Here is a 14,540-nt window from a genome sequence, read left to right as displayed (position 1 = left end):
TTATAATTACTTATTATTTTATCAGAAAGATTAAGTTACTATTACATTCAATTAACATAATACATCTGATTACACTAGTAATTAATTTATATTCACTCTATTTCTATTTAGTTAGGTAATATTTTAAGTTTCTGACCAATTTGGATTTGATCTGGATTCTTAATAATGTCTTTATTCCAATCAAAGATCTTCTTCCATTCGCCTTCTTTTCCCAATAGCTCTTTGGCAATTTTTCTTAAATAATCACCTTTCTTAACTACATAAACTTTAACTTTATTTTCTTTCTCTTTTGCTTTTTCTTTTTCCTTCTCTTTTACAACCTTTTCTTTCTCTTTTTCTTTCTCTTTTACTACTTCTTCTTTTGCCTTTTCTTTTTCTTCCTTCACTTCTTTAGCTGGCTCTTCTTTCGTTTCTTCTGGTTCTGTTACTGGAGCTTCACCAACTACTTTAATACGTCCGTCTGTTTGAATATCAACAACACCCAATTCTTTAATATAAGCCATAAGGATTTCTTCTAAAGCACCAAATTCGTTTTCTATTTCAAAATCTGCAAACATAGTGTAATCGTCACCGCCTGCTGCCATAAAATCATTGGTAGCTAACAGATATTTTTCTTTTAAGTCAATTGGTTTACCGTTTACTTTTACATCTTTTACTCTGCTTCCTGCAGGTTTGGATGCGTCAAAACTAAATGTTAAACCGGATAGCTGTGGGAATCCACCTGCTGTTGCAGGATATCCACTTACACCTAATTCAAGAGCCTTAATTAATGCTTCACCGGTAACATATTTTGTAACAACATAATTACCAAATGGGAATACAGTTACCATGTCAAGCTTTGTAATGTCACCAGCCTTTATGGATGCACGGATTCCACCGCCGTTAGTTAAAGCAACATCTGCCTTGGTTCCATGTCTCATAGCATCGGCAGTTAAATCACCAAGGTTTGTTTCCTTTGTACGGGCATTTTCACGTTCACCATCTAATAAAACGCTAGTTTTGCCAATTACTTCAGAAAGCTTGGATTCATTTTCTTTATTTAATTTCTGAGCAACCTGGTCCACTGCTGAATCAGTTTCTGTAAATGCTGCTAAATTAACAGTACCTGCACTTAATTTTCCTTCTTTATCGAAAACAGCAACACCGATATTCTTTAAGTGCTCACCTGTACTTACAATTAAAGTATTGTTTACTTTTAGGCCTTCTTCATGTAATGAGTGGCTATGACCATCAACGATCAGGTCAATTCCATCTACTTCTTTTGCAATTCTGTCGGTAGTAAATTCACTGCTCTTATCTGTTCCTACGTGTGCTAAAGCGATAATTACATCAGCACCGGAAGCTTTTAAGTTAGCTACTTCCAACTTAGCTGCATCTATTGGATTTGTAAATTCCAATGTCTCTACATTCTTAGGATTGGTTTTATAAGCTGTTTCCGGAGTGGATAAACCAAAGATACCATAATCAACACCATTTTTAGTAATAATTATGTGTTTTTGTAAGAAGCTTTCTCCTGTTGCTTTTACCATTACATTAGAGGAAATCAATGGAAACTTCATAAGTTTAGATAATTCACCTAATCTATTTGATCCATAGTTAAAATCATGATTTCCCGGAACCATAGCGTCATAACCTAGTAAATTCATAAGTTCAACGATACTTTCTCCTCTTGAAACTGTAGCAAAAGGTAGCCCATGCAAGGTATCACCTGCATCAAGTAGGATAACTTCTGCACCTGCTGCTTCGGCAGACTTTTTAAATGCGCTGACAGCTGTGTATCCCATATTGCCGCCAGAACTATCAGGCATAGCTCTTCCGTGAGTGTCATTGGTGTGTAAAATTACTGTGTAACCGGTTAAGTCTGTGTCCTTTGTTGATATTGCCGCTGCTGATGCAGGAGCAACTGGTGTTAAAACTAACACAAATACTAGGATTAAGGATAAGAACTTCCAAATCCGTTTCATAAAACTACCACCTTCCTGATTCTTAATTTTAAAAACGAAAAGACGTACACGTCTTTTTCACATTATATAATATATTTGTAAATAATTCAACCATATTCTGGTATTATTTTGTTAATTCTATGTATAATTTTCGTAAATCCCAATGTTTATTTATGCATATTCACTAATATTTATTTTAATAGAAACGGTAACATGTAATTTTTCTATAACCTTTCAAAATGTTCACAAATATATTAAATAAATTTCTTAAACGCCTTGACAATTAATCCAATACCCTTTAGAATAAATTTGATTTATATAAATAATTTATAATACAATAAATTGTTTTTATAAAAACATCTTGATAAATTCCTGAAAGGAGTTGATTTATTATGACAGTATTTTATATGGTGATATTAATTTAACTAAATACGGATGAGCATAAGTTTTATTCTGTGCTCAGCATAATACCTTTCATGAAATGTAAAGAATAGTTCAAGTATTAATTAAAAACCTATTTTAAAATTACAACATGCTCAGGCGTGTTTTTTTTATGCTCTTTTTTACCTGGTCTATAGCAAATCTTATTCAAATATCCCATTTCCAGAAAGGTACACCCCAAAAAGGTGAAGAATCAAAAAAGAATTTAAACTAAAATTGGAGGAATCAAACTATTGATCAATTTAAAAGAATATGGATTTTATGATTATTTTGAAAAACAAATAATAGACGAAGAAAAACAGGAGGGATTAATTCCGTCCAGAGTTATCTCCGTTCACAAAGAGTCTTACAAAATTATATCTGAATATGGTGAGAAGAATGCTAAACTGAAAGGGTCTAATTTCTATCAAGATTCCAAATACCAAATTTATCCGGCAGTTGGTGACTTTGTTCTTATAAAACCCAATAGCATGGGTGATGATGTTATTTACCGTGTCTTAAGCCGGCGGTCATACTTTTCCCGCATAAATCCTACCATGCGCAATAACATTGCCAGCGCAAGCGAGCAAATTGTAGCTGCTAATTTTGACTATGTATTTATTATGGTCTCACTAAACCATGACTTTAACCTAAGAAGATTGGAACGTTATCTGGCTGCTGCCTGGCAAAGCGGCGGAACCCCTGTCGTGTTATTAACTAAGGCAGATCTATGTGAAGATTATGAAGATATGGTGAATGAGGTAAAAGGAATTGCTCTCGCAGTGGAGGTACTTGCCATTAGTTCTCTGACAGGACTTGGAATGGAAGGCCTGAAGCAATTTTTAAAGCCTTGTAAAACATTAGTTTTCTTAGGTTCTTCCGGAATCGGTAAATCTTCTTTAGTAAATGCTTTAGCAAAAGAACAATTAATGAAGGTAAATATCATTCGTGAAGAAGATAGCAAAGGACATCACACTACTACTTACCGTCAATTATTTAAATTGGAAAATGGGGTTCTTATTATTGATACCCCAGGTATGCGTGAACTTGGAATGTGGGATGTAGAAGATGGACTGGGAGAAACTTTTTCTGATATTGAAGACTTAACAGACCAATGCCGTTTTCACGATTGCAGCCATAAAACTGAACCTGGCTGTGCTGTGAAAGAAGCTCTTGAAATTGGTACTTTAACTATAGAAAGATGGAAATCCTATGAGAAATTATTAAGAGAATCGCAGTACAGTGCTAAAAAAGCAAATTGTTTGAAGCTAAAGGCCAAAAATAATAAAAATGCCATGAAACTTCCATATAGTTCGAAGAAAAATTATGATGAAGATTAAGAAATTAATCCGAATATAATCACTTATATAATTTGAGTATTCAGGGTCTTTTAATATAGCTCCCCTTATATCCTGCTTTCGCATTTAACAAAGCTAAAGCTAAGTCCAAAAGGGACTACTGTAAAATGCATGTCTTATACCAGATATTAATGATGATATCGGTATTCTCATTCATTTTGCAAAAGTCCCTTTTGTGGTTTTTATAAGCGATGAATATCTATTTTATCGGAATATTCCCTTATAACAGCAATAGATTCCTTAAACTTCATTAATTCTTCTTCCGTCATATGAACTTCTATTACATCCTTTACTCCACCTCTGTTTAAGATAACGGGAACACCACAAAATACATCAGATTCCCCGTATTCACCTTCCAGAAGTGTGGAAACCGGAATAATTTTATTTTCATCATTTAAAATGGATTTTATAATACCTGCAACGGTGGTGGCTATTCCGTAACAAGTGGTGCCTTTAACCTCTAAAATTTCAAATCCCACACGAGTTACTCTTTTTACGATTTCATCTAAATTTATATTTTTATACTCATCATTATCTTTCAGAATATCTGTGATTCTTTTTCCACCTACTGTTACATGGGACCATGGGCACATTTGGCTATCTCCATGTTCCCCCATGGTATACCCTTGTACACTCCTTGGATCAACATGAAACATTTCCCCTATAAAATATTTTAATCTTGCTGAATCCAGAGCTGTACCGGTTCCAATTACCTGATTCTTTGGCAAACCAGACAGTTTGTATACATAGTAAGCTATAATATCCACCGGGTTGGATACTAAGATAAAATGTCCCCCAAATCCACTATCCATTACCGGTTTAACTATGGTTTTTACAATCTTAGCTGACAGCTCCAGTGTGTCCAGCCTGGTTTGATTTATTTTTGGCGGAGCACCCGCTGTTATTACAACGATGTCTGCATCACCGCAGTCCTTATAATCGCCTTCTGTCACTTTAATATTACGATTCAAATATTCAACACAGTGACACAAATCCGTAACTTCTCCTCTTGCTTTATCCTTATTAATATCAACAAGCATTACTTCATCACAGACACCTTGGGTAATAAGGCTGAATGCAGTAGACGATCCAACTAGTCCTGCTCCTATAATAACAACTTTACTTCTATTAATTGTCATATATTTTTTGCTCCCTCTTCCAATAAAGTTTTTAATACATAATACCGTATTATTATAATATTTAATTATTGGAAGTAATTTATACCTGATTCAAATATATGTTGATTCTGCTCTCCATAAATATTGATGGCAACCCCATCTCCACGTCTTTCAGAGTGAGCCATCTTGCCCAGCACTCTTCCATCAGGACTTGTGATACCTTCTATTGCATAGTAAGAACCGTTTGGATTAAACTCTTCCTCCATAGTAGGGTTTCCATCTAAATCAACATACTGGGTAGCAATCTGTCCATTGGCCACTAACTTATCTATCCATTCCTTACTTGCAACAAATCTTCCTTCTCCATGAGAAGCTGGAATGGTATAAATCTCTCCAAGTTGCGCTTTTTGCAGCCAAGGAGATTTGTTGGACACCACTTTTGTATATGCCGATTTCGAAATATGCCTTCCCAGATTATTAGAGGCCAAGGTTGGTGATTCTTCTTGCTGGGGCATAATTTCACCATATGGCACTAACCCTAGTTTAATCAAAGCCTGAAAACCGTTACAGATTCCTAAAATCAAGCCGTCTCTTCTGTTTAGAAGGTCATTCACAGCTTCCTGTATTCTTTCATTACGAAATATAGTTGCTATGAATTTACCGGAACCATCTGGTTCATCTCCTGCCGAGAAACCGCCCGGAAACATCAGAATCTGTGCTTCCTTAATAGCCCTTTCAAACCCTTCTATAGATTCCCTGATATGCTCCGCATTCAGGTTCTTAAATACTAACGTATTAACAGAGGCTCCGGCGTGTTCAAAGGCTTTTTGGGAATCATATTCACAATTAGTCCCAGGAAATACCGGAATAAATACTTTTGGTCTTACTACTTTTTCTTTAGATAAATATATCTTCTTCGCCTGATACAAAACAGGCTCTATTTTTTCACTTTTCACGTAAGAACGAGTTGGAAATACCTTTTCTAGTGTACTGCTCCATGAGGTTAAAGCCTCTTGCAGGGTAACCTTTACATCACCATATTGGAATTCTGAATCGAAAGAAACGGTTCCAATTTGTTTGTATTGTATGTTTAATTCATTTAATATATGCAAATCCTCTTCTTTAATTTCAGCAACTATGTCTCCAAATGCAGGTGCAAATAGTTCTTCCGGACTTACGGTTTCTGATATCTTCACCCCTAACTGATTACCAAATGCCATTTTACTGATTGCTTCTGCAAGTCCATAGCTTCCTAATGCATAAGCGGATTGCAGCGTTTTTTGTTGTGCCAGCATATGAATTTTATCGTATAGCATTTTCAGATATTCATAATCAGGAAGATGGTATTGGTCTTTTTTGATAGTAAATCTTATAAGTACATTTCCTGGATTTTTCAATTCAGGTGATACCACCTCCTGCACTTTTCCTGTTGTAACAGCAAAAGATACCAGAGTAGGCGGAACATCGATATCATTAAACGTACCGGACATACTGTCTTTTCCGCCAATGGAAGGCAGCCCAAGGTTCATCTGGGCAGAATATGCTCCTAGCAGTGCGGTTAAAGGTTCTCCCCATCTTTTAGGATCCCTTCCAAGTTTTCTAAAATACTCTTGGAAAGTAAATCGAATCTTCTTATAATCTCCACCTGAAGCTGTAATCTTGCCAACAGAAGATATAATAGCATAAACAGCCCCATGGAATGGACTCCAGCTGGATAGATAGGGGTCAAATCCATAACTCATCATGGTAACTGTATCACATCTTCCTTTTAATATAGGAAGTTTGGCAATCATAGTCTGAATTGGAGTCTGCTGTAATTTACCTCCTAAAGGCATAACAACCGTAGCTGCTCCAATAGAACTGTCAAACATCTGTATAAGACCTTTCTTGGAACATACATTCAGATCTTTTAATATATCTAACCATTTTTCTTTTATATCTGATTCTTCCTCCATTAAAGGTTGTTTAGCTGTTAAAGGTGATTTTGTGAAATCCTCTTCCTTTTGGTTCTTCAATGTATCTCTGCCATATGCTTTTCTATTTAAATTCTCTTTATTAAAATAATTCTCTTTTTCCTCCGGCATAGTCATAAAGGCTTTAGTTTCCTGATGTGCACCATTGGTATCTAAAAATGCTCTGGATATATTAACAATATTAATTCCTCTCCAGTTCATAACTAGTCTTGGCTCCTCTGTAACTTCTGCCACAATTACTGCTTCCAGATTCTCTTCATCAGCAAAAGCAAGCATCTTATCTATATCTTTTGCATCTACCACAACCGCCATTCTCTCTTGGGATTCCGAAATTGCAAGTTCCGTTCCGTCAAGACCTGCATATTTTTTCGGCACTTTATCCAAATCAATATTTAATCCATCGGCCAATTCACCAATAGCAACAGACACACCACCGGCTCCAAAATCATTACATTTTTTAATTAATTTACTTACTTCTTCTCTGCGAAATAGTCTTTGTAATTTTCTTTCTGTAGGAGCATTGCCTTTTTGCACTTCTGCTCCGCAAGTTTCAATCGATTCCGTAGTGTGAACTTTTGAAGAACCGGTGGCACCACCGATACCATCCCTGCCGGTTCTACCACCTAGTAAAATAATTTTATCTCCTGGCTCTGCGTTCTCACGAATAACATTCTTTCTTGGGGCAGCACCCATAACAGCTCCGATTTCCATTCTCTTTGCTGCATAGTTGGGGTGATAAATTTCATCTACCAAACCGGTAGCAAGTCCGATTTGATTTCCATAGGAACTATATCCGCTAGCTGCTCCAGTAACAATTTTTCTCTGAGGTAATTTACCTTCTAAAGTATCTTTCATTGAAACATTAGGATCAGCCGCTCCGGTAACACGCATTGCCTGATATACATAACCTCTTCCGGATAAAGGATCACGAATAGCTCCCCCAAGGCAGGTGGCAGCTCCGCCAAAAGGTTCTATTTCTGTTGGATGATTGTGTGTTTCATTTTTAAAGAACACCAGCCACTCTTCCTCTTTTCCGTCTATTTCCACAGGTACCACAATCGAGCAGGCATTGATTTCATCAGAAACTTCCATATCCTCCAGTTTGCCTTCAGCTCTTAATTTTTTCATGGCCATAAGAGCGATGTCCATTAGAGAAATATACTTATCCTCTCTATCTTTATATAAGATATTCCTGTCTTCCAAATATTTATTATATGCCTCCAGAATCGGCTTCCGATAGAAGCCTTCCCCAACTTCAATTTCTTTTAACTCTGTTAAAAAGGTTGTATGGCGGCAGTGATCAGACCAATAGGTGTCTAAAACACGTATTTCCGTTATAAAAGGTTCTCTCTTTTCTTCTCTAAAGTAATTCTGTATATGACAAAAATCTTTGAGAGTCATGGCGAGATTCAAAGAATAATATAGCTTCTCCAGCTGCTCTTCCTTCATAGAAATAAAACCATCTACTAAGGATACCTCTGCCGGCTCCTCAAAATAAGACTCTAGCGTATCCGGCTTCTTTTCCTCAGCTTCTCTGGAATCCACTGGGTTGATGCAATATGCTTTTATTTTCCTGAATTTTTCATCATCAATGTTTCCCGTTAAAATATAAGTAATTGCAGTCCTAATAATAGGTTCTTCATTTTCATCTAATAACTTTACACATTGTTTGGCCGAATCCGCTCTTTGATCAAATTGTCCGGGCAGATACTCCAAAGTAAATACTTTATCTTCTCTATCACAAGAAAAAGTCTCTTCATACAAATAATCAACAGGTGGTTCCGAAAATACAGTTCCCAAAGCTTTCTCATATGTTTGGATACTGATATTTTCCACATCATACCGTACTAAAACCCTAACTTTTAGTAAGGTATCTATATCCAAGTAATTGATTAATTCCTCTTTTAATTCCTTTGCCCGAATCGCAAAAGGTTCTCTCTTCTCAACATAAATTCTTTTTACTTTGCTCATAATGTATCTGCTCCTTATTTGATGATACAATGTCTATTCTTCGCTCCATTTTTAGTGTGTCATGAATAAAAACGTGTTCATGATCTTAGCACTCCACTCAGGAAATACAAGCAAGCTTGCATTTTCTTCATTCCGTTTGTATTATATCATGAACAAAAAGCGTGTTCATGATCTTGGCACTCCACTCAGGAAATACAAGCAAGCTTGCATTTCCTTCATTCCGTTTGTATTATATCATAAGATACTTTATAAATAAAATTAATAAATGTTTTTTATTTCATTAGTAAAGCTAATAAAATATGTAATATTACTGTACAAATGAAAACAATTGAGGTAAAATGATAGCAAAAGCGGAGGGAGGGAAATCTATGCATATAACCTATATTCACCATAGCTGTTTTAGTGTTGAAATGGAGGATATTGTATTTTTATTTGATTACTATAAAGGAAATCTTCCAACCTTTGATTCTAAAAAACATATTTTTGTATTTGCTAGTCATAAACATCCGGATCATTTTGATTTAAAGATTTTTGACTTGTCTGAAGAATATCCACATATATCGTTTATTCTATCCAATGATATTAAAATGAACGATAATTACATGAATCGTAAAAATATACCTGAGAAAGCTCGTAGCAATATCTTTTATATCGGCAAAAATGTAACCTCTTCCTATCCTATCACCATTGACTCCAATTTGCATATAAAGAACGGAAACCTCTCAGAAAATTCAGCTTCTATCAAGATTGAGACACTAAAATCCACTGATGAAGGCGTTGCCTTTATTGTTTCTCATTACGACAAAGTCATATACCATGCAGGTGATTTGAATTGGTGGTCCTGGCAAGGAGAAACAGAAGAAGAATATATGAGTATGACAGCCAGTTTCCAAAGGGAAATGAACCATATAAAAGACAGAGCATTTGATGTTGCCTTTGTTCCGTTAGACCCCAGACAGGAGGAGCGTTTCTTTTGGGGATTTGATTATTTTATGAAAAATACGAATACCAAAAAGGTATTTCCTATGCACTTTTGGATGGATTATTCTGTTATATCCAAACTAAAAGAAATGGACATGGCAAAAGACTATGCAGATAAAGTAATATCAATTACAGAGGAAGGCCAAGATTTTAACATATAATGTAAACAGGCTGTGATTGAAAGAAAATAAATATGAAAGGATGCCACGCAAATAATTCTTTCAATCTATATATTTGTGGCAATATCACATCTGAAAATAGATGTGACTTGGGTATAAAAATGAAATTTACATTTGCTCATAATAACATTAACGTTCAAAACTTAGACACTTCTATTAAGTTTTATGAAGAAGCCTTAGGTTTAAAAGAAACCCGCAGAATCACACCGGAAGACGGAAGTTTTATTATTGTGTATTTAGGTGATAATGAAACCAATCATTTATTAGAACTTACCTGGCTTAAAGACTGGGACAGACCTTATAATCTGGGGGATAATGAATTCCATCTTGCTTTTGTTGTGGATGACTTTGAAGGAGCCCTAAAGAAACACAAAGAAATGAATTGTGTATGCTTTGAGAATCCTGGAATGGGAATTTATTTTATAAATGATCCTGATGGTTATTGGTTAGAAGTATTACCAAAAAAACACTAACTAAATGAAGAGATTAGAAAGGAGCTTACTATGGATATTAATTATGAATTGTATAAAGTGTTTTATTATGTAGCAAAGAGCCTCAGCTTTTCCGATGCTGCTTCTTCCCTTTTCATCTCACAATCTGCAGTAAGCCAATCTATAAAAGTACTAGAGAAGCGTCTAAACCAAACCTTATTTATTCGAAGTACCAAAAAAGTTGCTTTAACAAAAGAAGGAGAACTTTTATTTAAACATATCGAACCAGCCATTAACTTAATTAATCGCGGCGAAAATCAGCTATTAGAGGCAATCGCGCTTGGTGAAAGTCAGTTACGCCTTGGCGCCAGTGATACTATATGCCGATATTATCTGGTTCCCTTTTTGGATGAATTTCACAAGAAATATCCGGACGTACACATTAAAGTGACCAATGGCACCTCCCTGCAATGTGCCAAGATGTTAGAAAATAATGAGGTAGATATTGTCGTTACCAACTCCCCGAACTCCGCGCTGGTAAATAGTATGCATATTGAATCAATCTATGAATTTCAGGATGTCTTCATTGGCAATCCAGATTTTTTTAAGATTGGAAAGGAACCTCTTACCTTAGATGAATTACAAAAACTTCCTATATTAATGCTTACAAAACAATCCACAACCAGTGAGTTTCTTCACAACATGTTTATTCAACACTCTCTGGAATTAGTTCCTGCTGTTGAATTAAGCAGTAACGATCTTTTAATTGATTTGGCAAAAATCGGGCTCGGTTTAGCATTCATCCCTGATTTTTGCTTAAGAGAAGAAGATACAAAACTTATTAAAGTACCAACTACAGAAGAATTACCAACAAGAAAATTGGTGGTCGCTTATAACGAAAATATACCTTTATCTTCTGTAACACAGTACTTTATAGAATTATTAGAAAGATAAAATCAACCTCGATATACTTGATTCTACCAAGTGTATCGAGGTTTCTTATTGTATGACTTTGCAATGGGACGATACTATCCTATACACTCATATGTAATAAACATAAACCTACACAGTAAAATATCATTCACGCCGCTACACAGCTTTATCCTTTATAAAACAAATGTACGAATTCCAAAATACAACAATACAATCATTCCAAGTACAATTCGATACCAGCCAAATGCCTTAAAATCATGCTTTTTAATAAAACTCATTAAGAATTTAATGACAAGTATGGATACCGTGAAAGCTACTACCATTCCAATGCCTAAGGTAAATAACTCCGCACTTGTGAAAGCGAAACCAAATTTCAGTATTTTTATAGCACTCAATCCAAACATAACGGGAACTGCAAGAAAAAAAGTGAATTCTGCTGCTGCCACACGAGATACACCTATCATTAATGCACCGATGATTGTTGCTCCTGAGCGGGAAGTGCCTGGAATAATTGATAATACTTGAAACAAACCAATCATCAAAGCTGCTTTATAAGTAATATCCGATAATTTATCCACTGTTGGAACACGCTTTTTATTCCAATTTTCAATCAAAATAAATACCACACCATAAAAAATAAGTGCTGCTGCAATCACGATCGGTGTGTGTAAGTGAGCTTCAATATAATCATCGAAAAGGATTGTGATAATTGTTCCCGGAATACAGGCAATAACCACCTTAAACCAAAGAGAAAAAATATCCTTATTAATGATTGGCTTTTCCTTATCCTTAAATTGAAACGGAAACATTTTGTTCCAAAATATTAAAACCACAGCCAGGATTGCCCCAAGCTGTATTACAACAAAAAACATTTCCTTAAAAGCTTCACTTGCATTTAACTGCAATAATTCATCTACAATCAACATATGTCCTGTGCTGCTGATAGGCAGCCATTCCGTAATTCCCTCTACGATACCAAGAAAAACAACTTTCAGAATCTCTACAAAATCTAATTCCATTATTCTAAATCCTCCTTCTTAAAATAATAAAATGTCATAATTGTGGTTTTGTCCGCACTATCTTTCTACCCAGCAGACCATGAATTTTACCTTTGGAAACTTGAATATTAACGTTATCAATAACAGTAGATATTCCGTAAACTTTGCAAGATTTTTTGTTTCAATGTTATATTCCATAACCATCTCCCTTTTGTTTTTTCAGCTTGTTTTCTACATAACTGTAATTTTATTATTACTTTAAGGAGCCAAAGAAACAAGAAACCTATCGTCACAGAAGAAAAAAGTCCCGACACTTTTCGTGTCAGAGGCTGATTTAAATGGCCTAAAGAGTTTTTTTATTTGGTTTGTCTTGTTTTACCAACACAAATATTTTAATCACAAATAACAGAAATAATAATGCTGTTACATAGGGTTCCCTTGCTGCCGCAAAAATACAGATAGCAACAGCCTCTAATATGATGGAGCATTTTTGGGCAAGAATACACCATAATTCTTTTTCAAAGTGAGTAAATATAAGCTCAGCCATACCAAGTCCAATAACAAAGGAAAAAATAACCCAATAGATTATAAGATTTGTCCTTGTTGTATCAGTAAATTCCAATAGGTTAACAGCACGAATGAAGGACCCGTCCCATTGACCATACAACGGTAGAAAGATAAACCCAATCACCAGCAAATCTAACATTCCATAAATTAATTTATAAACTTTTTCCATGTTAGAATGATTTTCTGACTCTGCAAGACTTATCAGTTCCTCTCCCGACAATAATTCATCAATAGTAACTGTAAATAGTTGAGATATACATTTTAAAGACTCAATATTGGGATAACCTTTACCACTTTCCCATTTTGAGACTGCTGTTCTTGATACATATAATTGTTTCGCAAGCTGTTCTTGCGTTAGATTATTCTGTTTTCTAAGGTGTTGCAGCTTCTCATTAAATTCCATTATAATCCTCCTGGTTCTGTATCCAAGTAGAATTATATACGGTCAGGCAAATAATAACAAGAGATTGTTGAAAACAGAATGTACTAATTCGATATATTCAGGTATACAATACTTTAGATGTTTATTTTAACAAAAAATTGTATTTGAACTAATTAAATCATTAATTTATGAATTTTAGCGAAATAAAATCCATAAAATTATAATTCCTCTATTTATTATAATCATTTCGACATATATCTTGTTTTATCATTGTTTTTTCAACTATAACATGCTATTATGATAGTTGGTTCTTGAATAATATTTTTAAGGAGAATTGAAGCATGGATATACTTCATCACGTTTTAAATAATATTGTAGATTATACAATGTTATTATTCGAATTTATGGGGGTTTGTGTTCTGATTTTATCTGGAATAAAAGGAACCATAGATTATTTTCGAAAGAATCCCTACACAAGATTAAATCTTGCCAGGGGAATGGCGATGGGTCTGGAATTTAAATTAGGCAGTGAAATTCTTAGAACTGTAGTCGTTCGTACTTGGAAAGAAATAGTATTAGTAGCTGGAATTATTGTACTAAGAGCTGGTCTTACCCTTCTGATTCACTGGGGAATTAAAAATGAAGAAGCTCAGCATGAGAATGCAACATTATTAGATAAACAACTTTAAGAAAATTAATATGTATGAAATATTAAATAGTGTAAATAGAATAGTAACTTAAATTGTTTATAATTAAAAATTACATAATAGGAGTAAGTAAAATGGTAGAAATATTACACGGTTTATTATCAAAAGTAGTGGACTACGCAATTTTTTTCTTTGAATTTATGGGTGTTATAGTTCTTATCCTGGCAGGTATTCAGGGTGTAATTAATTATTTCCGCAAAAATCCACTTACAAGACTTAATCTGGCTAAAGGCATGGCAATGGGTCTGGAGTTCAAATTAGGTAGTGAGATTCTAAGAACTGTAGTTGTTCGTGATGTTTGGGAAATCCTAACGGTTGCTGGAATTATCATCTTAAGAGCGGCTTTAACTTTCTTAATTCATTGGGAAATCAAGACGGAAGAAGCCAATGGTGATTTTGAAGAAAAATAAAAATTTCGCTTATTAACAATAGAACGCTTTGCCTAATGTAGGCTATCAAGACCATAGAGAGTCGGGGCTATTGTATATTGCTTGTTCCATAGAAAAACCCGATGGTTCTAATATGATAGTAATCGCTTAAAACATATTTAAAAATTGCGAACTCCTCGGCTTCGCCTCG

The 14,540-nt window shown here is 34.8% G+C and carries 11 protein-coding genes; 6 read left to right on the top strand and 5 right to left on the bottom strand.

The annotated features are described in order from the left end of the window. Positions 1 to 107: 107 nt before the first annotated feature. Complete coding sequence (locus tag RT261_RS08065; protein ID WP_313131574.1) at positions 108 to 1,964, bottom strand: 5'-nucleotidase C-terminal domain-containing protein; 1,857 nt, start codon at positions 1,962 to 1,964, stop codon at positions 108 to 110. Positions 1,965 to 2,617: 653 nt separating this feature from the next. Here RT261_RS08065 and rsgA point away from each other — a divergent pair. Next, a complete protein-coding gene (gene rsgA / locus RT261_RS08060) occupies positions 2,618 to 3,703 on the top strand; it encodes a ribosome small subunit-dependent GTPase A (protein ID WP_313131572.1) in 1,086 nt (361 codons plus the stop codon). Between the two features lie 200 nt (positions 3,704 to 3,903). On the opposite strand, the gene RT261_RS08055 is transcribed toward rsgA, so the two are convergent. Further along, the gene (locus RT261_RS08055; protein ID WP_313131569.1) at positions 3,904 to 4,860 is read right to left on the bottom strand and encodes an L-lactate dehydrogenase; all 957 of its coding nucleotides are present in this window, start codon (positions 4,858 to 4,860) and stop codon (positions 3,904 to 3,906) included. Between the two features lie 65 nt (positions 4,861 to 4,925). Beyond that, entirely contained in the window at positions 4,926 to 8,783 is a 3,858-nt protein-coding gene (locus RT261_RS08050) for a phosphoribosylformylglycinamidine synthase subunit PurQ (RefSeq protein WP_313131567.1), read from the bottom strand. A gap of 368 nt (positions 8,784 to 9,151) precedes the next feature. Here RT261_RS08050 and RT261_RS08045 point away from each other — a divergent pair, with 368 nt between their 5' ends. The 3 genes from RT261_RS08045 (at position 9,152) to RT261_RS08035 (ending at position 11,328) form a co-directional block, all read left to right on the top strand. Continuing rightward, positions 9,152 to 9,925: an MBL fold metallo-hydrolase gene (locus RT261_RS08045; protein WP_313131564.1), complete on the top strand. Its 774-nt coding sequence runs from the start codon at positions 9,152 to 9,154 to the stop codon at positions 9,923 to 9,925. 119 nt (positions 9,926 to 10,044) lie between these two features. After that, positions 10,045 to 10,416 (top strand): VOC family protein, encoded by a 372-nt coding sequence (locus RT261_RS08040; protein WP_313131562.1) that lies wholly within the window; start codon positions 10,045 to 10,047, stop codon positions 10,414 to 10,416. A 30-nt stretch (positions 10,417 to 10,446) separates the two neighbouring features. Next, positions 10,447 to 11,328, top strand: a complete 882-nt coding sequence (locus RT261_RS08035; RefSeq protein ID WP_313131560.1) for a LysR family transcriptional regulator — start codon at positions 10,447 to 10,449, stop codon at positions 11,326 to 11,328. 152 nt (positions 11,329 to 11,480) lie between these two features. On the opposite strand, the gene RT261_RS08030 is transcribed toward RT261_RS08035, so the two are convergent. Together RT261_RS08030 and RT261_RS08025 are read right to left on the bottom strand one after the other, a co-directional pair. Continuing rightward, positions 11,481 to 12,326 carry an undecaprenyl-diphosphate phosphatase gene (locus RT261_RS08030; RefSeq protein WP_313131558.1) on the bottom strand — a complete coding sequence of 282 codons (846 nt, stop codon included), beginning with the start codon at positions 12,324 to 12,326 and terminating at the stop codon, positions 11,481 to 11,483. A 322-nt stretch (positions 12,327 to 12,648) separates the two neighbouring features. After that, complete coding sequence (locus tag RT261_RS08025; protein ID WP_313131556.1) at positions 12,649 to 13,275, bottom strand: helix-turn-helix domain-containing protein; 627 nt, start codon at positions 13,273 to 13,275, stop codon at positions 12,649 to 12,651. A 320-nt stretch (positions 13,276 to 13,595) separates the two neighbouring features. Here RT261_RS08025 and RT261_RS08020 point away from each other — a divergent pair, with 320 nt between their 5' ends. Continuing rightward, entirely contained in the window at positions 13,596 to 13,943 is a 348-nt protein-coding gene (locus tag RT261_RS08020) for a DUF1622 domain-containing protein (protein ID WP_313131554.1), read from the top strand. A 92-nt stretch (positions 13,944 to 14,035) separates the two neighbouring features. Then, positions 14,036 to 14,371, top strand: coding sequence for a DUF1622 domain-containing protein (locus tag RT261_RS08015; protein ID WP_313131551.1), 336 nt, complete (start codon positions 14,036 to 14,038; stop codon positions 14,369 to 14,371). Positions 14,372 to 14,540: the final 169 nt, after the last annotated feature.

The organism is Anaerocolumna sp. (assembly GCF_032079385.1).
In the GTDB taxonomy this organism is placed as follows: domain Bacteria; phylum Bacillota; class Clostridia; order Lachnospirales; family Lachnospiraceae; genus Anaerocolumna.
Note: the sequence above shows the minus strand (reverse complement) of the source record. Positions and strands in the feature narration are given on the sequence as shown.